Below are 26033 nucleotides of genomic sequence, written 5' to 3'. Positions count from 1 at the left end.
AGCTCTGAGGGAAGGCAGTAGTCGATTTCTGTTGCGCACGCCAATGCAAGCGCATACGCTACGGGCGAGACCTGCAATGAAGGAGGATCGACGTGAGCACCGCCGCCCGTTACAAGAAGCCCCTAGCGATCACCGCGATTATCGCCGTGGCCGCACTCGTCGTGGTCGGCATCGCCACCGCACAGGACAGCCCCAACGAGCCGCACGCGGTCCCCCCGCTGCGCGAGGCCGCCACCGACCAGAACTTCTACTTCGTGATGGCGGACCGCTTCGCCAACGGCGACACCGCCAACGACGACGGCGGCCTGGGAGAGGACCCCATGGTCTCGGGCTTCGACCCCACGCAGGCGGGCTTCTACCAGGGCGGCGACCTCAAGGGGCTGACGGACAACCTCGACTACATCGAGGGCCTGGGCACCACGGCGCTCTGGCTCACCCCCAGCTTCACCAACAAGGCCGTGCAGGTCGAGGATGGCTCCGCCGGCTATCACGGCTACTGGATCACGGACTTCACGAACATCGATCCGCACCTGGGCACCAACGAGGACCTCGCGACCCTGGTCGACGCCGCCCACGAGCGCGGCATGAAGGTCTTCTTCGACATCATCACCAACCACACCGCGGACGTCATCGGCTACGAGACCAACCCCCGCGAGGCGTACGTATCCAAGGACGAGCAGCCCTACACCGACGCCGATGGCAACCCGTTCGACGACCGCGCCTACGCCTTTGGCGGCGCCGATGCGGCGGAGGACTTTCCCGCCCTCGACGCCCAGACCTCGTTCCCGTACATTCCCGTGCTCGAGCCGGGCGAGGAAGACGCCAAGACCCCCTCGTGGCTGAACGACGTCACGCTCTATCACAACCGCGGAAACACCACCTTTACCGGGGAGGACAGCCAGTATGGCGACTTCTTCGGACTCGACGACCTATTGACGGAGAACCCCGTGGTGGTGGACGGCATGATCGACATCTACAGCACGTGGATCGAGGACTTCGGCATCGACGGCTTCCGCATCGACACCATGCGCCACGTGGACGACGGCTTCTGGCAGCGGTTCGGGCCCGAGGTGCTGCAGTTCGCGCACGACCAGGGCAAGGAGGACTTCTTCATGTTCGGCGAGGTGTTCGACACCTCGCGGCCGTACACGTCGACCTTCACCACCGCGGACAACATGCAGGCCGTGCTCGACTTCCCGTTCCAGGACGCGGCGCGCACGTTCGCCTCGACCGGGGGCGGCGCGCAGGCGCTGGCCGACTTCTACGCGGACGACGACTGGTACACGGACGCGGACTCGAACGCGTATCAGCTGCCCACCTTCCTGGGCAATCACGACATGGGCCGCATCGGCAGCTTCATCGAGGCGGACAACCCGGGCATCGCGGACGACGAGGCCCTCGCCCGCGACACCCTCGCCCACCAGCTGATGTACCTGACGCGCGGCAACCCGGTCATCTACTACGGCGACGAGCAGGGCTTCACCGGCGAGGGCGGCGACATCCAGTCGCGTCAGCCGATGTTCGCCACCCAGATCGACGAGTACGTGTCCCAGGACCTGATCGGCACCGACGCGACCCAGGCCGAGGACACCTACGACACCGCCCACCCGCTTTACGCCACCATCGCTGACCTCGCGGCGCTGACCAAGGAGCACCCGGCGCTGCGCAACGGCGTCCAACAGAATCGCTACGCCGACCCCGGCGCCGGCATCTACGCGTTCTCGCGCCTGGACCGTGAGCAAGGCGTCGAGTACCTGGTCGCGGTCAACAACTCCGACCAGGAACGCTCGGCCGAGGTGCCGACCTGGTCACCGTCCACCGACTTTGCGGGCATTTACGGCGCCGATGCCGTGGTGACGTCCGACGCGAACGGTCAGGTTGGCTTTGTGGTCCCGGCGATGTCCGCCGTGGTTTATCAGGCGGCAAAGCCAATCCCAGCATCGGACGCCGCGCCGGGCGTCACCATCTCCGACGCCGCTCCCGCACCCGATGCCCCCGGCCGCCTGCGCGTGGCAGCCGACGTCGACTCCGATACCTATGTGGAGGTGTCCTTCTGGGCCGACTCGGGGGACGGCTGGGAGTACATCGGCACGGATGACAACTCGCCCTACGTGGTCTACCAGGATGTCTCGTCGCTCGCGCCGGGCACCGAGGTCGATTACGTGGCCGTTGTCGCGGACAACGCGGAGAATACCTCAATGTCCGACGCGATCACCGCGCAGGTCGCAGCTCCCGACGTTGACATCACCTCCCCCGAGATCGGCTCGACGCTGGGCGCAGCCCCGGTGATTAGCGCGACCGTCATTCCCGACCGCCCCGGCACCTCGGTCACGTTCGAGCGCCAGGTCGACGGCGGCGACTGGGAGCCGATCGGCACGGACACGTCAGCGCCGGTCTACACAGTGATTGACGACGCGTCCGAGCTCGACGCGGGAGCGGACGTGCTGTACCGAGCGACCGCGACGCAGAGCGGCGTCGCCACGCAGTCGTTGGCGTTGTCCACCCGGGCGGGAGCGCTCGCGCAACCTGACGAGGTGGCCCTCCCCGGTTCGCTGAACTCGGCCATGGGTTGCGGCGAGGACTGGGCGCCGGCGTGCGACCAGGCGCAACTCACTCTGGATCCGGAGTCCGCGACGTGGTCCATTACCGTGGACCTGCCCGCGGGCGACTACGAGTACAAGATCGCGATCGACCGCGCGTGGGACCTGAACTATGGAGTGGACGGTGTGCCTGACGGCGCGAACATCCCGCTGTCGCTGAGTGCGGACTCGACCGTGACGTTCACCTATGACAACGAGAGTCACGTGGTGACTGTCAACGGCGCTGGTTAGTCGGAGGCAATGTGCACAGTAGGACCCCATTGTCGAAGTTGCTAGCGCACTTCAGTCCCGGTCGTGAAGAGTCACGTGATAACCATCCGGGTCAGCAAAGGTGAAGGTCCGGCCGAAGGGGCCATCAATGGGTGCTGCGATGATCGTGTGACCGTCCGCGGCGATCGCATCGTGGATGGCCTGTACGTTCGTCGCGTGAAGCCAGATCGCTACGCCTACCCCCGGCTGACTAGCCGCCGCCAGATCGGTTCCCGGAACAACGTCTCGGAGCGCGAAGGCGATCGGCTTAGTTTCAAACACCACCGCATGGGGAGGCCCCACTTTGGACCGCACCAGCCCGAGGTACTGCTCGTAGAATGCCTGCGCAACGTCAAGGTCGCGTGATTGAAGTGAGATGAAATCGGGTCCGATGGCGGGCACGTTGCTACTCCTTAGATTGGTGTCAGTTAACTGACAAGAGGCACTGTATGTCAGAATATTGACATGAGTCAAGATAGTGCCGGCGTCAACCTTGAGACTTCACTGGGCTACCTGCTGAAACAAGCATCGAGCTCACTCCGCGCGGCCATGGTCGAGGCACTGCGACCCCTCGGGATGACAGTGACGCATTACTCCTGCCTCGAATTGCTCTCTCAGCGACCGGGCTTGTCGAATTCGGAACTCGCACGAGGCAGCTTCGTGACCCGACAGTCAATGAACGTGCTGCTCCAGACCCTCGAGCGTGAAGGCCAGGTATCGAGGCCCGCCGAGCCGCCTGCGGGGAGGGCCCTCCCCACTCAACTCACCCCGGCGGGCCGCGAGGCCCTCGCCGAGGCAACCGCGGCAGTCCGGCAGGTTGAGGTCCAAATGCTCGCTGGCCTCACCGACGAAGAGCAGTCGACCGCCTTCCGCATCCTTCAAAGCATGACCGACTCGCTGCGCGACGACAGCACCGGCGCATGACGCCGATTCCGGCGCCGACAAATTAGCCCTTGAGCCCGCGCCGCTCCGAAACTACACCGGCCACCACGCGCCAGCCGATGATGGTCGTGGCGAGGAACAACGCTGCGACGATCATGAACGAGACCGCCACCCCCTGACCGCTGACCGCTCGCAACAGCATGCCGCCAACGAGCGCGGACGCCCAGACGATCACGCCGGTGGGCCACCACGCGCACGGCTTGCGCCACGCCTTAGCCAGCACCCAGCCAGCGGCGGCTCCCACAAGGAACGGCCACAACGTGCCAAGCAGCCCGAGCCCGTTGCCACCAAGGATGCCCTCGTCGTGGGTCGCGCGCCCGACCACCGCGAAGACCAGGATTGCCCCCGCGTCCAGCGCAGCCGCACCGCGCGCCGCCCGCTTCAGATTCATGTTGAGCCTTTCGGAAAGTCGACGTGGCGCACCGCCACGGCCACGTCTTGAGTGTTAGCGGACGCGCAGTTCCCACAGCGCGACGGCCGATGCCGCGGCCACGTTCAGCGAATCCACTCCCCCGGCCATGGGGATCACCACGGGCACGTCGACGTGGGCCAGCGCCGCGCGGGTCATGCCGTCACCCTCGGTACCCATCACCAGCGCCACGCGCTCGTCGGCCCGAGCAGCAAACTCGTCGAGCGCCACCGCACCCTCCTCGAGCGCCATGCCGGCCACCACGAAGCCTGCTTCGCGCAGTTCGTCGAGCACACCGGGCCAGCTCTCGGCCCGCGTCCACGGGACCTGAAACACGGTCCCCATCGACACCTTCACGCTGCGGCGGTACAGCGGATCTGCGCAGGTGGGAGACACGATGACTGCATCTGCGCCAATCCCCGCGACCGAGCGGAAGATCGCCCCCACGTTGGTGTGGTCCACGATTCCCTCGAGCACCACCACTCGCCTGGCGTCTCGCACCAAATTGGCAACAGAAGGCAACACCGGCCGATGCATCGCCGCCAGGGCGCCACGGTGCACCTGGTACCCGGTCACCTCCTCGAGCACGTCGTCCGGCGCCACATACAGCGTCACGTCGGTCGCGGCCGCTCCCAGCGCCTCGACGATGCCGTCCACCCACTTGGGCGTCATCAGCAGCGAGCGCGGAGAGTGCCCGGCACGCACGGCACGCGCAATCACCTTGGCCCCCTCGGCCATGTACAGCCCGCGCTCAGCTTCGAGTGAGCGGCGCAGCGCCACGTCGGTGAGCCCGCGATAGTCGCTCAGGCGCGGGTCGTCGGCTACTTCAATGGGGATGACAGGCATGCGCCCATTGTCCCAGGTGAGCGGCGCCGCTCGGTGTCGAGCACGGTCAGCCCCGGACGCGCAGAAGCCCCGGCGGGCAAAACCCGCCGGGGCTTCTGAAACTGACTACAGCATCGGCCGCTAGTTCTGGCCCTTTTCTGCATTCGGGTCCATACGGCGACCCGACTTAGTTCCAGCATCGGTCGCGTCGGCCGTGGCGTCCTCAACCTCACGGCGTGCTGCGGCGAGCGCCTCACGCGGGTCCGCCAGAGCGGACGTGATGTTGCTGGGCTTACGATCCGGCGAGGCCTTGAGGGGCTCGGCGCCGTCCTCGTAGCCGAATCCGGCAGACACTGCCTTAAGCGCACCCGTGAATTCGGTGGGCACAAACCAGATCTTGTTGGACTCGGTCTTGGCGATCTCCGGAAGCATCTGCAGGTACTGGTACGCGAGCAGCTTGGAGTCGGCGTCACCCTGGTGGATGGCGTCGAACACCTGGAGAATGGCGCGGGCTTCACCCTCGGCACGCAGAATCTTGGACTGTGCGTCACCTTCTGCGGTGAGGATCGCGGACTGCTTCTCACCCTCGGCGGTCAGAATCGCGGACTGCTTGACACCCTCGGCCGTAAGGATCGCAGCACGACGGTCACGCTCGGCACGCATCTGCTTCTCCATGGAGTCCTTGATGGACATGGGCGGCTCGATGGCCTTCAGCTCGACGCGGTTGACACGAATACCCCACTTGCCGGTGGCCTCATCCAGGATGCCGCGCAGCTGACCGTTGATCTGGTCACGGCTGGTGAGCGTCTGCTCGAGGTCCATGGTTCCGACGATGTTACGCAGCGTCGTGGTGGTGAGCTGCTCCACACCAGTGATGTAGTTCGCAATCTCGTACACAGCGGCACGAGCATCGGTCACCTGGAAGTAGATGACGGAGTCGATGTCGACCACGAGGTTGTCCGAGGTAATCACGGACTGAGGCGGGAACGAGTACACGAGCTCGCGGCGGTCAACCTTGTGGCGAACCTTGTCAACGAACGGCACGAGGAAGTGCAATCCAGCATCCATGGTGCGCGAGTAGCGACCCAGTCGCTCCACGATGTACGACTGTGTCTGGCGAACTACGACGATTGCCTTGGCAATGGTGACGATTACGAAGATCGCCAGCACAATCACGGCAACGAGCCCAACAATCTGGCCAGTGTTATCCATGTCTTACTCCTTCTCTGGTGCGACGATTGCCGTCGCGCCACTGATGGCCACCACTGTGACCTCGGAACCTTCGGGAATGACGGGTGCGTCGTCCGGCGTGCGGGCGCTCCATACCTCGCCATTGAGCTTGACTCGCCCTGACGTCTCGGTGACCTCATCAATGGTGCGGGCCTCACGGCCAACCAGCGCGTTCGAGTTCATCTCGACCAGGGGGCTCTTGATGCGCAACACGGTGATGAGGTACGGACGCAGCAAGACGAACAGCAGCGCTGACACCACGGCGAAGACGATTGCAGAGACCCACCATTCGACGCCGAATAGGGCGACTCCGCCTGCCGCGAGAGCGCCGCCCGCGAGCATCGCGAACGTCAGATCAAGCGTAAAAACTTCGACAATTCCCAGGGCCATTGCCCCAACAAACCACCATAACCATTGCATGGCATACCTCCTTGTAGGAAGGCTACCAAGCGGCGCCTACCTGGGCTATCGTCCCACGGTATGACTCAGCGGTCTGCGACAGGTCATCCCACCGCACGATGCTGCGGCTGGCTTTACAACCAGCAACGCCTGGGGTTAGGAGGCGCGTCGCGCGGAATAGCGCCCGCCGTCCTCGCGCAGATCCACGGACATGTCATAGAGCGAGGACAGGTTCTCCGACGTCAGCGTCTCCGCAATTGGTCCGGCCGCGGCAATCTTGCCGTCACGGATGAGCGACACGTGCGTGAAGCCCACAGGAATCTCCTCGACGTGGTGCGTCACCATGATCATTGCCGGCGAACGGTGGTCACCGGCCAGTTCGGTGAGGGCAACGAGCAACTCCTCGCGCCCGCCTAGGTCAAGGCCCGCGGAAGGCTCGTCGAGCAGCAACAACTCTGGGTCGACCATGAGAGCCCGCGCGATCTGGGCGCGCTTGCGCTCGCCCTCACTCAGGGTGCCGTACTGGCGCCCGGCGAAGCCACTCATGCCGAAGGCGCCCAGCAGCGCATCCGCGCGCTCCTCGTCAATGCCTTCATACTCCTCACGCCAGCGACCGGTCACGCCATAAGCGGCCGTGATGACGACGTTGCGGACGGTCTCGTGGGAGGGAATCCGGTCGGCCAGCGCCGCACTGGACAGGCCAATGCGCACGCGCAACTCAGTGGTGTCGGTATCTCCAAGGTGCTCACCCAGGACCGTCACGGAACCCGAGGTGGGGAACATCTGTGCGGCAGCAAGCGACATCAGCGTGGTCTTGCCTGCACCGTTAGGTCCGAGGATTACCCAGCGCTCGTCGGCGTTCACCGTCCACGAGACGTCGTGCAGGATTTCGTTGTCGTCACGCCGTAGCGAAACACCCTCGATGCGCAGTACCTCAGTCATGATCCGAGCCTATCCGAGGATCTCTCGGTACACGCCCAGAGTTCGCTCGCCGATGGTCTCCCAGGAGAAGTCATTGGTCGCGCGCTCGCGTCCCGCCCGCCCCCACCGCTTGGCACGCTCAACGTCGGACACGGAATCGGTCAGCGCGGCCGCAAGGTCGCTCACGAACTCGTCCGGACGCAGCGGCGTTCCGGTGCCGTCAGTCACCTGGTCGATTGGCACCAAGATTCCGGTCTCGCCGTGCACCACCACCTCGGGGATTCCCCCGGTAGCCGATGCGACGACGGGCAGTCCTACGGCCATCGCCTCAAGGTTGACGATGCCGAGGGGCTCGTAGACCGACGGGCAGACGAAGGCCGTGCACGCGTCGAGCACGGCGACGAGCTCTGCGCGCGGTAGGTGCTTCTCGATCCAGATCACGCCGTCGCGGGTCTCTTGGAGCTTGGCGACCGCACCAGAAACCTCGGCGGCGATCTCCTTGGTGTCGGGAGCGCCAGCACACAGCACCACCTGAATCTCCGGGGGAAGCTGCTCGACGGCCCGCAGGAAGTACGGCAAGCCCTTCTGACGAGTGATGCGCCCCACAAAAACCAGTGCCGGGCGATCCTTGTCGATCCCCCAGTGCTTGACCACGGCATCGGCCGCGGCCTTCTCTTCGTCTGTACCGGGTGCCGCCCAGGCGTCGACGTCGATGCCGTTGTGCACCACGCGCACCTTGTCCGGGTCGATAGTCGGGTAGCAGCGCAAGATGTCGTTGCGCATGCCGCCACTGACCGCGATCACGCCATCGGCGGCCTCGTAGGCCGTCTTCTCGATCCAGGAGGACACCGCGTAGCCGCCACCGAGCTGCTCGGCCTTCCATGGGCGCAGCGGCTCGAGGGAGTGAGCGCTCAGAACGTGCGGGATGCCATGCAGGCGGGCCGCAAGGTGACCCGCCATGTTCGCATACCAGGTGTGCGAGTGAACCAGGTCGGCGCCCGCGCAGTCGTTGGCCATGGGCAAGTTGTGCGCAAGGACGTCGAGCGACGCATCACCCACGCCCCCGCCCAGTGCCGAGTAACCCGTCACGTGTGGCTCGTCACGCTCTCCGTCAAAGGCTCGCACCTCCACGTCGATGTGCTCTCGCAGTACAGCGGCAAGCTCGGTGACGTGGACTCCAGCGCCTCCGTAGATGTGGGGCGGGTATTCACGAGTGAGGATGTCAGTGCGCATGACTCCCACGCTAGTGCGTCTAAGTTGCGCGCGCCCCTTTCACACGCGGCAAGACCACAGTAGGCTGGCAATATGTCAGATCCCAAGGTACTTGCCATCGTCCTGGCCGGAGGCGAGGGCAAGCGCCTGATGCCCCTGACCGCTGCCCGCGCTAAGCCTGCAGTCCCCTTCGGCGGCACTTACCGCCTCGTGGACTTCGCACTGAGCAACCTGGTCAACTCCGGGTATTTGCACGTTGTGGTGCTCACTCAGTACAAGTCGCACTCGCTGGACCGCCACATTGCCCGCACCTGGCGCATGTCGCCGCTACTCGGCAACTACGTGGCTCCCGTGCCCGCGCAGCAGCGTCGCGGCAAGCACTGGTACCTAGGTAGCGCCGACGCCATCTACCAGTGCGTCAACATCATCGAGGACGAGCGTCCCGACATCGTGGTCATCGTGGGGGCCGACCACGTCTACCGCATGGACTTCTCGCAGATGGTCGACGAGCACATCGCCTCCGGCGCAGAATTTTCCGTGGCCGGCATCCGCCAACCCATCGCGCTTGCCAGCGAGTTTGGCGTCATCGACGTCGACAAGGACAAGCCGGGCATGATCAACGCCTTCCTCGAGAAGCCCCAGAACCCCGAGGGCCTGCCCGACAGCCCCGGCGAGGTGCTTGCCTCCATGGGTAACTACGTGGCCAACGCGGATGCACTACTCGAGGCCCTGACCTCGGACACCGACAACGACGACTCCAAGCACGACATGGGCGGCGACATCGTGCCCTACTTCGTCAACAAGGGCACGTGTGCGTTCTACGACTTCCAGAACAACGACGTCGCAGGCTCCACCGACCGCGACCGCGACTACTGGCGCGATGTCGGAACCATGGACTCGTACTACGACGCGCACATGGATCTCATCGCCGTGATGCCCATCTTCAACGTCTACAACTCCAAGTGGCCGCTGCATCAGGGGCTCATCACCGAGCCCCCTGCCAAGTTCATCCACTCCGAGGAGGGACGCCTTGGCCACGCCGCGGACTCCGTCATCTCCCCCGGCGTCATCGTGTCCGGCGCCACCGTCACCGGCTCGGTACTCTCGCCCGGCGTGCGCCTGCACTCCTGGTCGAGTGTGTCCGACTCGATCCTGCTCGACCACGTCATCGTCAATCGTCACGCCCAGGTGCACCGCGCGATCATCGACAAGAACGTGATCATCGAGGAGGGTGCTCGCATCGGAATTGACCGCGAGACCGACATCGCCCGCGGCTTCACCGTCACCGAGTCCGGGCTCACCGTCGTCAGCAAGGGCACTGTGGTCAAGGCATGACCCGACTCTGCGTGTTGGATGTTGACTCCACGCTGATCACCGCCGAAGTAATTGAACTCATCGCAGAACGCGCGGGAACGCGCGAGGAGGTGGCGCGAGTGACCGAGGCCGCCATGCGCGGTGAGCTCGACTTCGGTCAGTCCCTCGCCGCCCGCGTCGCGACGCTCAAAGGCCTGCCGGCAACGGTGTGTGCCGACGTGCTCGCCGAGGTGGAGTTCACCCCCGGCGCAGAGAACCTCGTCGCCACCCTGCAGGGAGAGGGCTGGCTCGTCGCCCTGGTCTCCGGTGGATTCCGCGAGATCGTGGAGCCCTTGGGCGCACGCATCGGCATTACGCTGACGCGCGCCAACGGGCTCGAGGTTGACGAGGATGGGCTGCTGACCGGCCGCACGCACGGACCGGTCATTGACCGCGAGGCCAAGGCCGAGGCGCTTAAGGAATTTGCCGCCGATGCCGGGGTCGACTTGAGCTCGACCGTCGCCATTGGCGACGGCGCCAACGACCTGGCGATGATGAAGGTCGCCGGCTTGGGCATCGCGTTCAATGCCAAGCCCATCGTTCAGCAGCAGGCCGATGTGGCGCTGAACTCCCCGCGGCTCGATGCCGCGCTCGAGGTCATCGAGCGCTAGTCGTCCTGCAGGACCAGGCCCTCAAAGCCGTCGATGCTGCGTGAGTTCTTGCGACCCCAGTACTCATTCATGGCGTCATCATCTCGCGAGCTCGCCCAACGGTCGAGCGCATCGCGATCTGATTCAAAGGTCATGAAGGGGACAGCCATGCCGCACGAATCGCTGATGCGATCGGCCGTCACCACGATCACCGCGCGGGCACCGGGGTTGTCGGGGAATTGCGCGTAGGCGTGTTCCCACTCCGCGTGACCCTTGGGAATCACCCGAGCGCTCCCGTGCACGCGCACGATGTTGGGCTTGCCCTCAAAGGCGCACCACATCAGCGTGATGCGGTTCACTAGCCGTACGTGCGCGATCGTCTCGATTCCTGAGCCGGTGAGGTCCAGGTAGGCCACGGTCCTACCGTCGACCACTCGCAACATGTCGGTGCCGCCCTTGGGGGACACGTTGACGTGTCCGTCTGCGGCAGCGGTCGCCACAAAGAACACGTGCTGACGCGCGATGAAGTCGGAGAGATAGCCGTCAAGACTCTGATGCTCGGTAGGCATGCGGGATCCCGTCGGTTCGGGCTAAGGAGTAGCGCCTAGTACAGCGCGCGGGTGGCGTAGATGCCGTTGAGGTTTGCGGCACTCGTGTCCAACGACGCCCACGTGCCTTCGAAAACCAGCGTGGCCGCGTTGCCCGTGGGCAGGCCCTGCGCGATGCGCTGGAGCGAAGGCGTGTCGGAGTCCGGTCCCGCAAAATGAGCGGCCGTAGCGGACATCGTGGGCTCGTGACCAACGATGGCGACGATGTTGGGCTCGCCCTCAAGCGCTGCGAGCAACTCCTGCACGCCACCCACGTGAGTCTCGTACAGCTCCTCCTCGACGCGCACATCCGCAGTCTCCAGCGAGGAGCTCATGAGCTTCCAGGTCTGCTGGGTGCGTACTGCCGAGGACACCAGGACGACGTCGGGGACGAGTCCGGCCTCAAGCAGCACCTCGCCCAACTTGGTCGCTGAGGAGCGACCGGGCAACGTCAGCGAGCGTTCGTGGTCCTGCAGGTTGTCCGAAGGCGGCTCGGCCTTGGCGTGACGAATCAGTAGCAAAGTAGGCATGGTAATTACTGTCCCATCGCGTGTACGCCACCGTCGACGTGAATCATCTCGCCGGTGGTCTTGGGGAACCAATCCGTCAGCAACGCGGTCACGGTGCGTGCGGTGGGCTCGGGGTCTTCGGAGTCCCAGCCGAGCGGCGCGCGCTCGCCCCACTTGCTCTCCATCTGGTCAAAGCCGGGGATGTGCTTCGCGGCCGTAGTCTTGATGGGGCCGGCGGAGACGAGGTTGCAACGGATGCCCTTGGGGCCTAGGTCACGGGCGACGTAGCGCGAGGTAGCCTCGAAGGCCGCCTTCGCGACTCCCATCCAGTCGTACACGGGCCACGCGAAGCGGCCGTCAAAGGTCAGCCCCACAATGGATCCACCTTCCGACATCAGCGGTGCAGTGGCGACAGCGAGCGACTTGAGCGAGTACGCGGAGATCTGCATCGCGGTAGCCACGTCGTCCCACTCGGCGGCCATGAAGTTTCCGCCCATCACGGACTGCGGCGCGAAGCCGATCGAGTGAACCACCCCGTCGAGGTGCGGGACGTGCTCGCGCACGTTGTCCGCAAGCTGCTCGAGGTGCTCGGGGTTAGTAACGTCCAGTTCGACTACGAGGGCCTCCTGCGGAAGCCGGCGGCCCATGGCCTGGGTGATCTTGAGCGAGCGGCCCATGCCGGTCAGCACTACCGTCGCACCCTGCTCCTGGCACAGACGCGCGACCGAGAAGGCGATCGAGCCCTCCGTCAGCACCCCGGTGACCAGAATGTTCTTACCGTCAAGCATGCCCATCAGTGTTTCCTCCGTGTGGTGGCGCTTAGGTCTCGAGCCTAGCGCGCTGTCGTGAAAGTGAAGTGGGGCAAGGGTCCTAGTGACCCATGCCCAGCCCGCCATCAACGGGGATGACCGCGCCAGAGATGTATCCAGCATCGTCCGACGCCAGGAACCTCGCCGCCGAGGCGACCTCGTCCGTCGAGCCAAAACGCTTGGCGGGGATGTTGGCCTCATACTGCTTGACGACGTCGTCGCCCAGCTCAGCGGTCATCGCGGTGGTGATGAAGCCTGGTGCGATCACGTTTGCGGTGATGCCGCGAGCGCCGAGCTCACGCGTGATGGAGCGAGCCATGCCCACGAGCGCGGACTTGGACGCGGAGTAGTTGACCTGGCCGGGGTTGCCCAGCAGTGCCACGACGGAACCCACAAGGACGATGCGGCCGTACTTCTCCCGGATCATCGACTGCGACGCGCGGCGCACGCAGCGGAACGTGCCGGTGAGGTTGACGTCGATGACGGACTCGAAGTCCTCGTCGCTCATGCGCATGAGCAGGCCGTCCTTGGTGATTCCGGCGTTGGCGACGAGCACCCGCACGCGGCCGTGCTTGGCCTCGAGTTCGTCGAACGCGGCGTTCACGGCATCCGTGTCCGTCATGTCCGCGATGGCGCCCGTGACGCCCTCGGGAAGGTCTCCGCCGCGGTAGATCGTGCTGACGGTGTCTCCCGCCTCCACAAATGCTTCCGCGATCGCCCTGCCAATTCCGCGGGCCGCGCCGGTCACCACTACGTGTCGAGTCATAGCCGCAACCGTAGCGGAAGCCACCCACGGGCGGAAACAGCACCGCCGGTCTACACAACGCTCCACCGCAACGGACGGTGTGGTGTGGCGGGACCCGGACGGAGCAGGCTCCCGACGCGATTACCATCGTCAGGTGACGTCATCAGATTCTCGCGAGTATGCGCCGTGGGTGCGCATCACCGGAATCATTCTCGTGTCACTGCTCGTGAGCGTGGCTGCCATCTTCCTTGGTCGCTGGCAGTATCACCGCTACGAAGTGCGCAACGAGGCGTTGCATCAGTACAACCTCGGCCTCGAAGAGGAACCGAAGCCGCTGAACGAGCTCATCCCTCCCGGTTCGACGGACCTGCCGCCGCACACGCAGTGGCGCGAGGCCGTACTGGTGGGGCACTTCGAGGAAGACTCGACCACGGTGCTGCGCAACCGCCCGGTCGACAGCATCCCGACGTGGCAGTACCTCGCGTGGTTTGACACCACCGACGGGCGGTCCATGCTCATCAACCTTGGCTGGATTCCGCTGCCTGCCGCGGGCGTAGACACCGCCGACGTTCCCTACCCGACCGAGGAGACGACTATCACGGTCATCACGAGGTCGTGGGAGGACGACGACGGCAAGCGCGGCGACGGCGCCACGCGGGTGACTCCGGAGCAGGTGCCTTCCCCCACCTACGACCCTGTGCCCGGGTACGGGATGCTGCGCGAGGTGTGCATCGACTCCGGCTGTGCCGAGGTCGTCGTGGGTGATCAAACTCCCCTGCCATCGCTCAGCACCGGGCCACACCTGTCCTACGCGTGGCAGTGGTGGGTGCTCGCGGCCATGGCGCCCGTCGGCGCGATCATCATGATCCGCCGTGAGTTCGCGGGCCCCGACGAGGAACCCACCGACGCCGATGCTGAGGCTGACGCCGCCAACGGCGCGAGCCCAACCCCTGCGCAAGACGGTGGCGCGGCCTCCTCCCCCGCCCCGGCATCGGCCGGCCGTGGACGTCGCAAGCGCAGGCTCAGCGACGAGGAAATCGAAGACGCGCTCTAGGCCAGCGCGATCAGGTCGCGGTAGGTGGCGTTCCAGAGGTCCTCGACCGCGTCGGGCAGCAGCAACACCCGCTCGGGCTCGAGCGCATCTACGGCGCCCTCATCGTGCGTGACCATCACGACTGCGCCCTCATAGTTCGCGAGCGCTCCCAGGATTTCGGCGCGCGAGGCGGGGTCGAGGTTGTTAGTGGGCTCGTCAAGAAGCAGCACGTTTGCCTTGCTGACCACCAGGGTTGCGAGCGCGAGACGAGTCTTCTCGCCACCGGACAGCACCTTGGTGGGCTTGTGCGCGTCGTCGCCTGAGAACAGGAACGATCCGAGCACCTTGCGCACGTCAGCGTCGCTGAGGTCCGGGGAGGCGTGCTTCATGTTCTCCAGCACCGTCTGGCTCATGTCCAGGGTGTCGTGCTCTTGTGCGAAGTAGCCGAGTTTGAGCCCGTGGCCGGCTTCGATGATTCCGGTGTCGGGCTTCTCGACCCCAGACAACAAGCGCAGCAACGTGGTCTTACCCGCACCGTTGAGCCCCAAAATCACCACGCGCGAGCCGCGGTCAATGGCGAGCTCCACGTCGGTGAAGATTTCCAGTGAGCCGTAGGACTTGGACAGCTCCCAGGCGCGCAGTGGCGTCTTGCCACACGGTGACGGAGCGGGGAAGCGTAGCGCGGCGACCTTGTCCTGCACGCGCACGTCGTCAAGCCCGTCGAGTAGCTTCTGGGCGCGCTTGGCCATGTTCTGCGCGGCCGTAGCCTTGCTCGCCTTGGCGCGCATCTTGTCCGCCTGCGCCATGAGCACGGTGGCCTTCTTCTCAGCGTTGTCGCGCTCGCGGCGGCGGCTACGCTCGTCGGTCTCGCGCTGCTTGAGGTAGAGGTCCCAGTTCAGGCTGTACTGATCCATCTCGCCGCGGTTCGCGTCCAAGTGGAACACCTTGTTGACGGTCTTGCGCAGCAGCTCGACATCGTGAGAGATGACCACGAGCCCGCCGCTGAAGTTGGACAGGAAGCCACGTAGCCACACGATCGAGTCGGCGTCGAGGTGGTTGGTGGGCTCGTCAAGCAGCAGCGTCTGGGCATCGGAGAACAGGATGCGCGAGAGCTCCACACGACGGCGCTGGCCACCGGACAGGGTGCCGATGGGCTGGCTCAGCACACGCTCGTCAAGGCCGAGGTTCGCAGCAATGCGAGCGGCTTCAGACTCGGCGGCGTAACCACCCGCGGCGCGGAACTCCTCCTCAATGCGGGGGTACTTGTTCATGGCCTTCTCGTGGACGGCGGGGTCCTCGCTTGCCATGCCCTCCTCGGCGGCACGCAGCTTCCTCATCACTGTCGCGAGGTCGCGGGCCTCGAGGATGCGATCCATCGCGTGCTGCTCGAGGTCTCCGGTGCGGGGGTCCTGCGGGAGGTAGCCAAAGGTGCCCTTGTGGGTCACGGTGCCGCCCGTGGGCTGGCCCTCGCCGGCCAGAATCTTGGTGAGAGTGGTCTTGCCGGCGCCGTTTCGACCCACGAGTCCGACCCTGTCGCCGGGGGCAATCTGGAAGCTGGCGGGGTGCAGAAGCACCCGCGCGCCAATGCGCATTTCGAGGCCATTAGCCACAATCACGGAAATCTCCTTGCCGGCCCGCACCGATCTTTGTAGGCAATCCACAGCATTTTGCCAGGAATCGGGGCTACGGGGCCCTTTTCTTTGTAGGACAGGTAGTGTTTCCGCCAGAAGCCAACCAAGGAGGCGCCATGTCGCTACACAAGTATTTTACGGGCACTAACGTTGCCCTCATTGCAGTGTTCGCCGGACTCATCGCGGTCTCGACCGCCGTGCCGGAAATCACGCTCATCTCGGGCGTGCCGATCTCACTGCAGACCTTCGCAACCGTCCTCGCTGCCATGGTGCTCGGCCCCTGGCGTGGACTCGCTGCCGTGGGCCTCTACATCGCGGTGGGCCTGGTGGGTGCCCCCATCTTCGCGAACGGCGTCGCGGGCTTCGAGATTTTCGCCCGCCCTAGTTGGGGTTACCTGGTTGGCATGCTCATCGCCACGATCCCCGTGGGCCTCATTGTGCGCGCACTACGTCGCCGCAACGCGCTGAACTTCATGTCCCTCCTGGGCGCAGGCCTGGTGTCGCTGCCGGTGATCTACGCATTCGGCATTCCGGTGCTGTCCAACAAGCTAGGCATCAACATGTTGACCCTGCCTGCCGGCTGCGAGGGCGTAGGCGACTTCGCCTCCGGCTGCGTCACGGGCCTCACCGTAGGTACCGTGCCCTTCCTTCCCGGCGACCTGGTCAAGGTCGTCATCGCGGCCGCTGTTGCGGCTGCCATCCACCGCGCCTACCCCTGGGTGCTTGGCACCAAGGCGAAGGCAAGCAAGCGCATCGATGAAGTCCCGGTCGCGACCCTCACGGACGAAGACTTAGATGCGAACCGCGAAAGCGCCACGACCGTCTAGCCTTAAGGCATGATCGAATTCAAGGCCGCGGCCGTTACCGCGCCCGATTCCGGTGTGTCGATTCTGGAACCCACCACGCTCACCCTGACCGAAGAGCGCATCAGCATCATCGGGGCGAACGGTTCGGGCAAGTCCACGCTTGCACGCCTCATCAATGGCCTTGTCCTGCCCATCACGGGCACGGTCGAGGTCGACGGGCTCGACACCGTGAAGCAGGGCGCGAAGGTTCGTCGCAAGGTGGGCTACCTCTTCACCGACCCCACCTCGCAGCTCATCATGCCAACCGCCGTCGAAGACGTCACACTCTCGCTGCGCCGGATCATCGACGACAAGTCCGAGCGCACCGAGGCGGCGCTGACCGCCCTCGAGGAGATCGGACTGGGTGGCAAGGGTGACGTATCGGTCAACGCCCTGTCGGGCGGGCAGCGTCAACTGCTGGCACTTGCCGGCGTGTTGGCTGTCACCCCCGAAGTGATCGTCGCGGATGAGCCCACTACCCTGCTCGACCTGCGCTGGCGCGCCCACGTGGGTGCCCTCCTACGCACCCTGCCACTGCAAGTCATCGAGGTCACACACGACCTCGACGCCGCATCGCGTGCCCACCGTACGATCGTGATCGACTCGGGAGCCGTGGCGTTCGATGGCGACCCCGCGGAAGCAGTCAAGTTCTATCGCGACCTCATGTTCGGCCGCCCCACTCGTACGGCGGACGCGTGATTTCACTCCTGGGGATCTATCGCCCCGGCACGACGCCGCTTCACAAGGCGTCTGCCGGGCTGAAGTCCCTGATGCTCCTACTGACCGTTATCGTCACGATGATGGTGGACGACCCCGTCACGAGCGTCGGCATCATGTGCGCCTGCCTGCTGCTCCTCGTCAGCACCGCTCCCCCCGCCAAGGCCACCCTGCGCGCCATGGGCATCATCATGGTGGTCGCCGTGTTGACCGTCAGTTTCCAGTTGTGGCGCGGCGAGGTTGAGCGTGCGATTGACGTCGCAGCTGACCTGACCGCCATCGCTGCCCTCGCACTCGCCATCAGTTGCTCGACGCCCATGGAGTCGATGCTTGACCTGGTATCCCGCATGGTCCGCCCGTTCGGGCGTATCCTGCCGCCAGAGACCATCGGCCTGATGTTTGCACTCACGTTGCGTGCTATCCCCGAAGCCGCCCGCATCTTTATTGACGCCCGCACCGCCGCCCGCGCACGAGGCCTCGAACGTGACCCCCGGGCCGTCCTGATCCCCGGCGCTACCCGGACCGTGGGCTTTGCGCTGCAGTTAGGTCAGGCACTTCACGCCCGCGGCATCGCGGAGGAGGCCAAGCCGGAACGCACCGAGAAGAAGCCCCGCAGGGATCGCCGCAGCGAAAAGGCCGCGGCCAAGGAACACGCGGCGGCGCAGGCGACGGCCGATGCAGAGACCAGCGAGACTCCCCTGGTCACCTATTCCACAACTAAACCTGCCAATGATGTCGCCGGACCAACCACCGCGCCTGAGGGAAACACCTCCGCCTCATAGTTGTCGCAAAGGAGCGCCAATGACGTTCAACGAAGGTTCGCGCATTGATTCCTCGCGCGTGCAGCGCCGCGGCCGCTCGGTAAGACGCGGAAGTGGAATTGCCATCGGCGGCGGTGGGCTCGGACTCGTCGTGCTGGTTGCGTTCCTGCTACTGGGCGGGGACCCTGCCGCCTTGACGACGGGAGAGCTCGCGGGTGGCGCTGGGCAGGACCCAGCCATTCAGCAGCAATATCAGGATGAATGCGAAACCGGCGCAGATGCGAACCAAAGCTCCGACTGCCGGGTTGCTGGAGGAGTCAACTCGCTGGATGCGTACTGGGGCGCCGCGCTAGCCGACTATGGTGTCGAACTCGACTACCCGGGCATCGTTGCTTTTGACGGGGCGACATCGACTGCCTGCGGTCAGGCCACCTCGTCCACAGGGCCGTTCTACTGCCCGTCCGACCAGACCATCTATCTCGATGTCGTGTTTTACCAGGTACTGGCCGATGATTACGGCTCGTCGGACGGTCCGCTCGCTGAGCTATACGTGCTTGCGCACGAGTACGGTCATCACATAGAGAACCAGTTGGGTGTGTTCGACGTCGCGCAGCGCGTGGACACCGGCACTGACTCCGACAGCGTCAAGGTCGAACTCATGGCGGACTGCTTCGCCGGCGTGTGGGCCGGGCACGCGTCCACCGTCGCGGACGAGTCGGGCACTCCCTTCTTGCAGCCCCTCACACCCACCGACGTCGCCGACGCCATGTCGGCGGCCGCAGCCGTCGGAGATGACTCTATCCAGGAGGCTGCCCAGGGGTCAGTGGATCCGGACAGCTTCACGCACGGCACCAGCCAGCAGCGCCAGGACCAGTTCGAACTGGGATACTCCACGGGAGATCCCGCTCGTTGTGACACCTTTAACGTCTTCAGCTAACGACCACTGCCGCTGACGGCAGTTCCGCCCACCGCACAGGGGTCCCCATGGTGTTGCTCACCGCCGTGGTGGTGGGGACGATGGTGGGTGCAGGAAGGCCTGTCAGACGTTGAAGCCGAGCGCGCGCAACTGCTCGCGGCCGTCGTCGGTGATCTTGTCCGGGCCCCACGGCGGCATCCATACCCAATTGATCCGGAAGCCGTCGACAATTCCCTCGAGCGCCTGGCCGGTCTGATCCTCGAGAACGTCGGTCAGCGGGCAGGCCGCCGACGTGAGCGTCATGTCGATGACCGCGTGGCGGTTCTCGTCGATCGAGACGCCGTAGATGAGTCCGAGGTCTACGACGTTGATGCCCAACTCGGGGTCGATCACGTCGTACATAGCCTCCTCGACATCGGCCGCGTTAGACGGTGCTTGCGTAGTTTCGGTCATGCTGGGGCTCCCTTCTGAGCCTGAATGATTGCGTCCTTAAGGGCCATCCAGCCCAGGAGCGCACACTTAATCCGGGCAGGGTACTTGCCCACGCCCACAAAGGCGGTGGCGTCGCCGAGCATGTCCTCGCGCTGCTCGTCGAGTCCCTGTCCCTTGGCATGCATCAGCGCCTTGAAGGCGTCAATAGTCTCATCCGCCATCTCCAGGTCCTCGCCTTCGATCAACTCCGTCAGCATGGAGATCGAGGCCTGCGAGATCGAGCAGCCGGAACCCTCCCAGCTAATCGACTTGATGGTGTCGTCGTCGAGGACTACGCGCAGGCGTACCTCGTCGCCGCAGGTGGTATTGACCTGGTGAGACTCCCCCGTGTGCGGCAGGCCAAGGTCCACGAGCCCACGCCCGTGCGCCTCGCGCGCGTGATCCATGATCACCTGCTGATACATCTGTTCTAGTGCGCTCATGCTGCTACTCCAAAGAATGTTCGTACGTCCGCGAGGGCCGCGATCAACGCGTCAATGTCCTCGGGTTGCGTGTATACGTGCGCCGATGCTCGGGTCGAGCCGGCAATTCCAAAGTGGCGGTGCAACGGCTGGTTGCAGTGATGCCCCACTCGCACGGCAATGCCGCGGTCGTCCAGCACCTGACCTACGTCGTGCGTGTGGACGCCGTCCACCACGAAAGCCGCAATGGCAAGCATGTCCCCGGCCTCAGCATCGGCCGTGACGGGACCCAGCAAGCGGACGCCCGGGAGGTCGGCCACGCCCTGGCGAAGCCTCGTCGCCAACTCTTGTTCGTGAGCCTCGACCGCCTCCATTCCCAGGTCGCTCAGGTACTTCACGGCCGCGCCCATACCGATGGCCTGGGCGATGGGCTGCGTGCCCGCCTCGAACCGATGCGGTGAGTCCAGCCACGTGGTGGTGTCCATCGTGACCACCTTGACGGTGGAGCCTCCGAACTGCGACGGCGGGAGCGTGTCGAGCAGCTCCTTGCGGCCGTAGAGCGCGCCGATGCCTGTGGGACCGAGCATCTTGTGTGCGCTCATCACCAGGAAATCCACGTCGAGTGCTTTGGCGTCGACGGGCAGATGAGGAACGGACTGGCAGGCGTCGAGCACGGTCAGCGCGCCCACAGCCTTGGCGCGCGCGACTAGCACGTCCACGCGAGAAACGATCCCCGTGACGTTGCTGGCATGCGTGAAGGCGAGCACCTTGCAGCGCTCTGTCACCACTGACTCCAGATTGTCGAGAATCATGCGGCCGTCGTCGTCCACGTCGATCCAGCGCAGCGTGGCGCCGGTCTTGGCCGCCAGCATTTGCCACGGGATGAGGTTCGCGTGGTGCTCTGTCTGGGTCACCACAATCTCGTCCCCAGGACCCACCCGGAAGCGGGCGGACTCAGTGCCGCCGATGCCCACGGACGCGTTGGCCATCCCGTTCGCCACCAGGTTGATGGCGTGCGTGGCGTTCTCCGTCCAGACGATCTCGTCAGGCTCGGCACCTACAAACTCTGCGACCTGGGCGCGGGCGGACTCGTACATGTCCGTCGCCTCCTCCGCCAGCAGGTGAGCACCGCGCTGAACCGCGCCATTGTGGAACTGGTAGAAGTCCGCCTCGGCGTTGAGCACCGCGTGGGGCTTCTGCGCCGTCGCTCCCGAATCCAGGTACACCAACGGCTTCCCGTTCCGCACTGTGCGTGCGAGGAGCGGGAAGTCGGGGCGCAGGTCCGGGAGCAACGGCATCGGCTTGTGTTACGCCTTAGTCAGGTAACGGTCGTAGCCCTCGGCCTCGAGGCGCTCGGCGAGCTCGGGGCCGCCCTGCTCGGCAACACGACCATCCACAAACACGTGGACGAAGTCCGGCGTGATGTAGTTAAGGATGCGGGTGTAGTGCGTGATCAGCAGAACACCTACGTTGGTCTTGTCCTTGACGCGGTTGACGCCCTCCGAGACGATGCGCAACGCGTCGACGTCGAGTCCGGAGTCGGTCTCGTCAAGGATGGCAATCTTGGGCTCAAGAAGCTCCATCTGAAGGATCTCGTGGCGCTTCTTTTCTCCACCGGAGAAGCCCTCATTGACGTTGCGCTCAGCGAACGCGGGGTCCATGCGCAGGTCAGCCATGGAGCTCTTGACGTCCTTGACCCAGGTGCGCAGCTTGGGAGCCTCGCCGTCGATCGCGGTCTTGGCGGTGCGCAGGAAGTTCGACACGGACACGCCGGGAACCTCGACGGGGTACTGCATGGCCAAGAAGATTCCTGCCTTGGCGCGCTCGTCGACGCTCATCTCAAGCACGTCCTCGCCGTCGAGCGTCACGGTGCCCGAGGTGATCGTGTACTTGGGGTGGCCAGCGATCGAGTAGGCCAGCGTGGACTTGCCGGAGCCATTGGGGCCCATGATGGCGTGCACGTGACCGGAGTCGATGGTGAGGTCTACACCGCGGAGAATTTCCTTGGTGCCTTCTGGGGTCTCGACGCTGACGTGCAGGTCGGTGATGACGAGTGTTGACATTTAGTTCTCCTTCAGGGCAGGTACGGGGGCGTCTACGTCGACGACGATGTTGCCGTCAACGATTGACACGGAATAGACGGGAACCGGCTCCATGGCCGGAAGTTCAGTTGCTTCGCCGGTCTTGATGCTGAAACGGCCACCGTGGGCCCAGCACTCGACCTCGTCACCCTCAACGTCACCCTCACCCAGCGAGACCTCGCCGTGTGTGCAGGTGTCGCCGATGGCGTAGACGTCACCAGCAGACTCGCGCACCAGCGCGACGGGCACGGAGGTGCCCGCCTCGTTGGTCACGTGGACCGTGGTCGCCTTGCCAGGGGCAAGGTCGTCCAGACTCAAAACGATCTGGCTACTCATCGTCGGCCTCCACCATGTCGAGCTCGAGCTCGATCGCGTTCATGAGGCCCTTCTCGACCTCGGGGACACCGATCTCCTGAATCAGGTCGGCAAAGAATCCGCGCACCACGAGCTTGCGTGCCTCTGACTCCGAGATACCGCGTGAGCGCAGGTAGAACATCTGCTCCTCATCAAATCGGCCCGTCGCTGACGCGTGTCCCGCGCCGTCGATCAGTCCGGTCTCGATCTCGAGGTTAGGCACCGAGTCCGCGCGCGCACCGTCGGTGAGGACCAGGTTGCGGTTGAGCTCGTACGTGTCAGTACCCTCGGCCTCCTTGCGAATCAGCACGTCGCCGATCCACACGGTGCGGGCCGATGCGCCGGCAAGGGCACCCTTGTACGTCACCCGCGAGCGGCAGTTGGGAACCATGTGGTCCACAAACAGCTGGTGCTCCTGGTGCTGACCCGAGTCGGCGAAGTACAGGCCGAACAGATCTACAGAGGAGCCCTCGCCTGCGAGCGATGCGGTGGTGTTCAGGCGAACAACCTTGCCGCCCAGGGTCACGACTGAGCCGCGCAGGCGGGCGTCGCGCGAGAGCTTGGCGTGAACCTCGCCCGAGTGCACGGCGTCGTCTTCCCAAGTCTGCAGCAACACCAGGTTGAGGCCGGCATTCTGGCCCACGTCCACGGAGATGAACTCCGAGTAGGTGGCGCTGCCGGTGCGCTCGATGACGACCGACACCTCGGCGTTGGCACCCACCTCGACCAGCAGGTGACCGCGGGCCTCGGAACCGTCGCCGTGCATCGTGATGGTGATGGGCTTGTCGATAACGCTACCGGGCGCCACGGTCAGCGCGCGGGCGCCTCCCGAGTGCGCAGCTGCGATGGCTGAGGCACGGTCACCCGGTTCGGAAACCGAACGCTCGCGAGCGTCGGCGACCGAAACTTCGGTCAACCTGACGCCGGCAGGAAGCGCGTCAATGCTCCAGGCCAGCGAACCGTCCACGGGCTGGTCGACGAACAGCGGCGCGAGGTCACGCACAGCGGAGAACCGCCACTGCTCCTCGCGCCCACTGGGCACGGGGAACACGTCAAGCTCGAACGACTTGGGTCGGTCGGCTCGCGACGCATTGGGCGGGGTGGACGCGAGTCCGTGCGAGTGAGCCTCGTCTGCGGTCGCGCGTGAGTGGTCTGTGGTCAAGTCAGTGGTGGTCAACCGACGGATCCTTCCATCTGAAGTTCAATGAGGCGGTTAAGCTCGAGGGCGTACTCCATGGGCAACTCGCGCGCGATGGGCTCGACGAACCCGCGCACGATCATGGCCATTGCCTCGAACTCATTCATGCCGCGAGACATGAGGTAGAACAGCTGCTCCTCGCTGACGCGCGAGACCGTGGCCTCGTGACCCATCGAGACGTCGTCCTCGCGGACGTCGACGTAGGGGTACGTGTCTGAGCGGGAAATCTGGTCCACGAGCAGTGCATCGCACAGCACGTTGGACTTGGAACCCTTGGCACCCTCGAGCACCTGGACCAGTCCGCGGTAGGACGAGCGTCCACCGCCACGTGCCACCGACTTAGACACCACGTTGGACGTGGTGTTAGGGGCTGCGTGCACCATCTTGGAACCAGCATCCTGGTGCTGGCCCTCGCCGGAGAAGGCGACGGACAGCGTCTCACCGTGGGCGTGCTCGCCCATCAGGTAGATGGCCGGGTACTTCATGGTGACCTTGGAGCCGATGTTGCCATCGACCCACTCCATGGTCGCGCCCTCTTCAGCCACGGCACGCTTGGTGACGAGGTTGTAGACGTTGTTGGACCAGTTCTGGATGGTCGTGTAGCGAACACGCGCGTTCTTCTTCACGATGATCTCGACCACGGCGGAGTGCAGTGAGTCGGAGGAGTACACCGGCGCGGTGCAACCCTCGACGTAGTGCACCGAGGAGCCCTCGTCAGCAATGATCAGGGTGCGCTCGAACTGGCCCATGTTCTCCGTGTTGATACGGAAGTAAGCCTGCAGCGGGATGTCGACGTGGACGCCCGGGGGGACGTAAACGAACGAGCCACCGGACCACACGGCCGTGTTCAGCGCGGCGAACTTGTTGTCGCCTACCGGAATGACCGTGCCGAAGTACTGCTCGAAGATCTCGGGGTGGTCGCGCAACGCGGTGTCGGTGTCGAGGAAGAGGACGCCCTGCTCCTCGAGGTCCTCACGAATCTGGTGGTAGACCACCTCGGACTCGTACTGAGCCGCAACGCCGGCAACCAGCTGCTGCTTCTCTGCCTCGGGGATGCCCAGGCGGTCGTACGTGTTCTTGATGTCGTCGGGCAGGTCCTCCCACGACGTGGCCTGACGCTCCGTGGAGCGCACAAAGTACTTGATGTTGTCGAAGTCAATTCCGGTGAGGTCTGCACCCCAGGTCGGCATCGGCTTCTTGCCGAACAGTCGCAGGCCCTTGAGGCGCAGTTCCAGCATCCACTCAGGCTCATCCTTAAGAGCCGAGATGTTGCGAACCACTTCCTCGTTCAGACCGCGTCGAGCATTCGTGCCCGCGCCGTCCTCATCGTGCCAGCCGAACGCGTAGTTACCCAGCGAGGCGATGGCCTCATCCTGAGTAAGTTCCCCGGTTCCGGGGGCATTCTCCGTAGGAGCGCTCATTGTGATCCTTCCTTCGTGCCCGCGACTGCGAGCGGGATGGTTGTGGTGCACACGTGCGCGCCACCTGCCAGGGTGGACAGGCGTTGCACGTGGACGTCTAATATTCGTGAAAACGCGCGGGCTTCGGCCTCGCACCACTCTGGTGCGGCCTCAGCGATGGATTGCACAGGGCAGTGACCCTGGCACAACTGGACGGTGTAGCCACCGGGGCCGGGGCGCACCGACGTGGCATAGCCCTGATCACCCAGCGCCCGCGAGAGTGCATCTACGCGCTCCCCCAGGGTGCCGTCAGCAGGAACCGATGCCGCGAGCGTCTCCTCGAGCTCAAGCGACTTCTTCTCCACGAACTCGTCGAGCCCACCGTGCTCTCGCATGAAGGCGAGAGCGTCAACCGCGACGCCGGTATACGCCGATGCGAGGGCCTGCTGACCCTCGTTCGTCGCAACGTAGGAACGCGAGGGTCGCCCGCGCCCCCGATTCACTGGGCCCGGCTGGTCGTGCTCGGTGATAAATCCGGCCTCGGTCAACGAGGTCAGGTGACGGCGCACGCCAGCGGGCGTGACGCCGAGCTCGTTCGCGAGCGTTGCCGCGGTGATGGGGCCGGCTGACGCTATCAGGCCGAGTACACGGTCACGCGTGGTGTCAGTGCTCATGAAGCCTCCTCCGGTCGCCGTTCGGCACTGGGATACGCGCCCACAAAGAGGGCTGCGCAATAGATAACATTGTCGTTGCTTAATCTGTTCCACGCAAGCAAGGCGCCCCTTACCCACATGTCCCCGCGCGACCACCTGCGGGCCGGAACT

29 protein-coding genes are annotated in these 26033 nt (G+C 64.8%); 9 read left to right on the top strand and 20 right to left on the bottom strand.

The annotated features are described in order from the left end of the window. Positions 1-92: 92 nt before the first annotated feature. Positions 93-2831 (top strand): alpha-amylase family glycosyl hydrolase, encoded by a 2739-nt coding sequence (locus tag AOP77_RS10855; RefSeq protein ID WP_236685825.1) that lies wholly within the window; start codon positions 93-95, stop codon positions 2829-2831. Between the two features lie 51 nt (positions 2832-2882). Here the strand turns inward: AOP77_RS10855 and AOP77_RS10850 are convergent, their stop codons facing one another. Then, positions 2883-3251 carry a VOC family protein gene (locus AOP77_RS10850; RefSeq protein ID WP_062213568.1) on the bottom strand — a complete coding sequence of 123 codons (369 nt, stop codon included), beginning with the start codon at positions 3249-3251 and terminating at the stop codon, positions 2883-2885. A gap of 63 nt (positions 3252-3314) precedes the next feature. On the opposite strand from AOP77_RS10850, the gene AOP77_RS10845 reads away from it, so the two are divergent. Then, the gene (locus AOP77_RS10845; RefSeq protein ID WP_062213566.1) at positions 3315-3773 is read left to right on the top strand and encodes a MarR family winged helix-turn-helix transcriptional regulator; all 459 of its coding nucleotides are present in this window, start codon (positions 3315-3317) and stop codon (positions 3771-3773) included. A 22-nt stretch (positions 3774-3795) separates the two neighbouring features. Here the strand turns inward: AOP77_RS10845 and AOP77_RS10840 are convergent, their stop codons facing one another. The 6 genes from AOP77_RS10840 to glgA all read right to left on the bottom strand — a co-directional run bounded on the left by AOP77_RS10840 (position 3796) and on the right by glgA (position 8808). Then, complete coding sequence (locus AOP77_RS10840; RefSeq protein WP_062213564.1) at positions 3796-4182, bottom strand: DUF3054 domain-containing protein; 387 nt, start codon at positions 4180-4182, stop codon at positions 3796-3798. Between the two features lie 54 nt (positions 4183-4236). Then, a complete protein-coding gene (locus AOP77_RS10835) occupies positions 4237-5046 on the bottom strand; it encodes a TrmH family RNA methyltransferase (RefSeq protein ID WP_062213562.1) in 810 nt (269 codons plus the stop codon). Positions 5047-5166: 120 nt separating this feature from the next. After that, positions 5167-6237 (bottom strand): SPFH domain-containing protein, encoded by a 1071-nt coding sequence (locus AOP77_RS10830; protein ID WP_062213560.1) that lies wholly within the window; start codon positions 6235-6237, stop codon positions 5167-5169. 3 nt (positions 6238-6240) lie between these two features. Next, positions 6241-6675 carry an NfeD family protein gene (locus AOP77_RS10825; protein ID WP_062213558.1) on the bottom strand — a complete coding sequence of 145 codons (435 nt, stop codon included), beginning with the start codon at positions 6673-6675 and terminating at the stop codon, positions 6241-6243. 135 nt (positions 6676-6810) lie between these two features. Continuing rightward, positions 6811-7596, bottom strand: coding sequence for an ABC transporter ATP-binding protein (locus AOP77_RS10820; RefSeq protein WP_062213556.1), 786 nt, complete (start codon positions 7594-7596; stop codon positions 6811-6813). Positions 7597-7605: 9 nt separating this feature from the next. Next, complete coding sequence (gene glgA / locus AOP77_RS10815) at positions 7606-8808, bottom strand: glycogen synthase (protein WP_062213554.1); 1203 nt, start codon at positions 8806-8808, stop codon at positions 7606-7608. 72 nt (positions 8809-8880) lie between these two features. Between glgA and glgC the strand changes: the two genes are divergently transcribed. After that, positions 8881-10122 (top strand): glucose-1-phosphate adenylyltransferase, encoded by a 1242-nt coding sequence (glgC, locus tag AOP77_RS10810; RefSeq protein ID WP_062213552.1) that lies wholly within the window; start codon positions 8881-8883, stop codon positions 10120-10122. Continuing rightward, positions 10119-10751: a phosphoserine phosphatase SerB gene (gene serB / locus AOP77_RS10805; RefSeq protein WP_062213550.1), complete on the top strand. Its 633-nt coding sequence runs from the start codon at positions 10119-10121 to the stop codon at positions 10749-10751. The genes glgC and serB overlap by 4 nt, the downstream gene beginning before the upstream one ends. Here serB and AOP77_RS10800 read toward each other — a convergent pair. The 4 genes from AOP77_RS10800 to fabG all read right to left on the bottom strand — a co-directional run bounded on the left by AOP77_RS10800 (position 10748) and on the right by fabG (position 13401). Beyond that, positions 10748-11299 carry a pyridoxamine 5'-phosphate oxidase family protein gene (locus AOP77_RS10800; RefSeq protein ID WP_062213548.1) on the bottom strand — a complete coding sequence of 184 codons (552 nt, stop codon included), beginning with the start codon at positions 11297-11299 and terminating at the stop codon, positions 10748-10750. The genes serB and AOP77_RS10800 overlap by 4 nt on opposite strands. A 35-nt stretch (positions 11300-11334) precedes the next feature. Then, the gene (locus tag AOP77_RS10795) at positions 11335-11847 is read right to left on the bottom strand and encodes a SixA phosphatase family protein (protein ID WP_062213546.1); all 513 of its coding nucleotides are present in this window, start codon (positions 11845-11847) and stop codon (positions 11335-11337) included. 5 nt (positions 11848-11852) lie between these two features. Then, on the bottom strand, positions 11853-12620 hold the full coding sequence (fabI, locus tag AOP77_RS10790) for an enoyl-ACP reductase FabI (protein WP_061966109.1): 768 nt from the start codon (positions 12618-12620) through the stop codon (positions 11853-11855). Between the two features lie 76 nt (positions 12621-12696). After that, on the bottom strand, positions 12697-13401 hold the full coding sequence (gene fabG, locus AOP77_RS10785; protein WP_061966111.1) for a 3-oxoacyl-ACP reductase FabG: 705 nt from the start codon (positions 13399-13401) through the stop codon (positions 12697-12699). Between the two features lie 133 nt (positions 13402-13534). On the opposite strand from fabG, the gene AOP77_RS10780 reads away from it, so the two are divergent. Further along, positions 13535-14434 carry an SURF1 family protein gene (locus tag AOP77_RS10780; protein ID WP_160300075.1) on the top strand — a complete coding sequence of 300 codons (900 nt, stop codon included), beginning with the start codon at positions 13535-13537 and terminating at the stop codon, positions 14432-14434. Here the strand turns inward: AOP77_RS10780 and abc-f are convergent. Beyond that, the gene (gene abc-f, locus AOP77_RS10775; RefSeq protein WP_061966115.1) at positions 14431-16029 is read right to left on the bottom strand and encodes a ribosomal protection-like ABC-F family protein; all 1599 of its coding nucleotides are present in this window, start codon (positions 16027-16029) and stop codon (positions 14431-14433) included. The two genes, AOP77_RS10780 and abc-f, sit on opposite strands and share 4 nt — an antisense overlap. A 131-nt stretch (positions 16030-16160) precedes the next feature. On the opposite strand from abc-f, the gene AOP77_RS10770 reads away from it, so the two are divergent. Genes AOP77_RS10770 through ypfJ form a run of 4 tightly spaced genes read left to right on the top strand, consistent with a single transcriptional unit; the run spans position 16161 to position 19304 of the window. Then, entirely contained in the window at positions 16161-16871 is a 711-nt protein-coding gene (locus AOP77_RS10770) for a biotin transporter BioY (protein WP_062213542.1), read from the top strand. 9 nt (positions 16872-16880) lie between these two features. Continuing rightward, entirely contained in the window at positions 16881-17588 is a 708-nt protein-coding gene (locus AOP77_RS10765) for an energy-coupling factor ABC transporter ATP-binding protein (protein ID WP_062213540.1), read from the top strand. Continuing rightward, complete coding sequence (locus AOP77_RS10760; RefSeq protein WP_062213538.1) at positions 17585-18388, top strand: energy-coupling factor transporter transmembrane component T family protein; 804 nt, start codon at positions 17585-17587, stop codon at positions 18386-18388. The genes AOP77_RS10765 and AOP77_RS10760 overlap by 4 nt, the downstream gene beginning before the upstream one ends. A gap of 19 nt (positions 18389-18407) precedes the next feature. Further along, positions 18408-19304 carry a KPN_02809 family neutral zinc metallopeptidase gene (gene ypfJ / locus AOP77_RS10755; RefSeq protein ID WP_062213537.1) on the top strand — a complete coding sequence of 299 codons (897 nt, stop codon included), beginning with the start codon at positions 18408-18410 and terminating at the stop codon, positions 19302-19304. Positions 19305-19406: 102 nt separating this feature from the next. Here the strand turns inward: ypfJ and AOP77_RS10750 are convergent, their stop codons facing one another. Genes AOP77_RS10750 through AOP77_RS10715 form a run of 8 tightly spaced genes read right to left on the bottom strand, consistent with a single transcriptional unit; the run spans position 19407 to position 25883 of the window. After that, positions 19407-19736, bottom strand: coding sequence for a metal-sulfur cluster assembly factor (locus tag AOP77_RS10750; protein ID WP_062213535.1), 330 nt, complete (start codon positions 19734-19736; stop codon positions 19407-19409). Beyond that, the gene (sufU, locus tag AOP77_RS10745) at positions 19733-20197 is read right to left on the bottom strand and encodes a Fe-S cluster assembly sulfur transfer protein SufU (protein ID WP_062213533.1); all 465 of its coding nucleotides are present in this window, start codon (positions 20195-20197) and stop codon (positions 19733-19735) included. Before sufU ends, AOP77_RS10750 begins: the two co-directional genes overlap by 4 nt. Next, the gene (locus tag AOP77_RS10740; RefSeq protein ID WP_062213532.1) at positions 20194-21474 is read right to left on the bottom strand and encodes an aminotransferase class V-fold PLP-dependent enzyme; all 1281 of its coding nucleotides are present in this window, start codon (positions 21472-21474) and stop codon (positions 20194-20196) included. The genes sufU and AOP77_RS10740 overlap by 4 nt, the downstream gene beginning before the upstream one ends. A gap of 9 nt (positions 21475-21483) precedes the next feature. Continuing rightward, positions 21484-22239 (bottom strand): Fe-S cluster assembly ATPase SufC, encoded by a 756-nt coding sequence (sufC, locus tag AOP77_RS10735; RefSeq protein WP_062213530.1) that lies wholly within the window; start codon positions 22237-22239, stop codon positions 21484-21486. After that, on the bottom strand, positions 22240-22593 hold the full coding sequence (locus AOP77_RS10730; protein ID WP_061966132.1) for a non-heme iron oxygenase ferredoxin subunit: 354 nt from the start codon (positions 22591-22593) through the stop codon (positions 22240-22242). It abuts the gene before it with no gap. Then, entirely contained in the window at positions 22586-23788 is a 1203-nt protein-coding gene (gene sufD / locus AOP77_RS10725) for a Fe-S cluster assembly protein SufD (RefSeq protein ID WP_062213528.1), read from the bottom strand. Before sufD ends, AOP77_RS10730 begins: the two co-directional genes overlap by 8 nt. Next, on the bottom strand, positions 23785-25230 hold the full coding sequence (gene sufB / locus AOP77_RS10720) for a Fe-S cluster assembly protein SufB (RefSeq protein ID WP_084622567.1): 1446 nt from the start codon (positions 25228-25230) through the stop codon (positions 23785-23787). Before sufB ends, sufD begins: the two co-directional genes overlap by 4 nt. Then, a complete protein-coding gene (locus AOP77_RS10715; RefSeq protein ID WP_062213527.1) occupies positions 25227-25883 on the bottom strand; it encodes a helix-turn-helix transcriptional regulator in 657 nt (218 codons plus the stop codon). The genes sufB and AOP77_RS10715 overlap by 4 nt, the downstream gene beginning before the upstream one ends. Positions 25884-26033: the final 150 nt, after the last annotated feature.

The sequence above is a fragment of the Demequina oxidasica genome, from assembly GCF_000975115.1.
Taxonomy (GTDB): Bacteria; Actinomycetota; Actinomycetes; order Actinomycetales; family Demequinaceae; genus Demequina; species Demequina oxidasica.
Note: the sequence above shows the minus strand (reverse complement) of the source record. Positions and strands in the feature narration are given on the sequence as shown.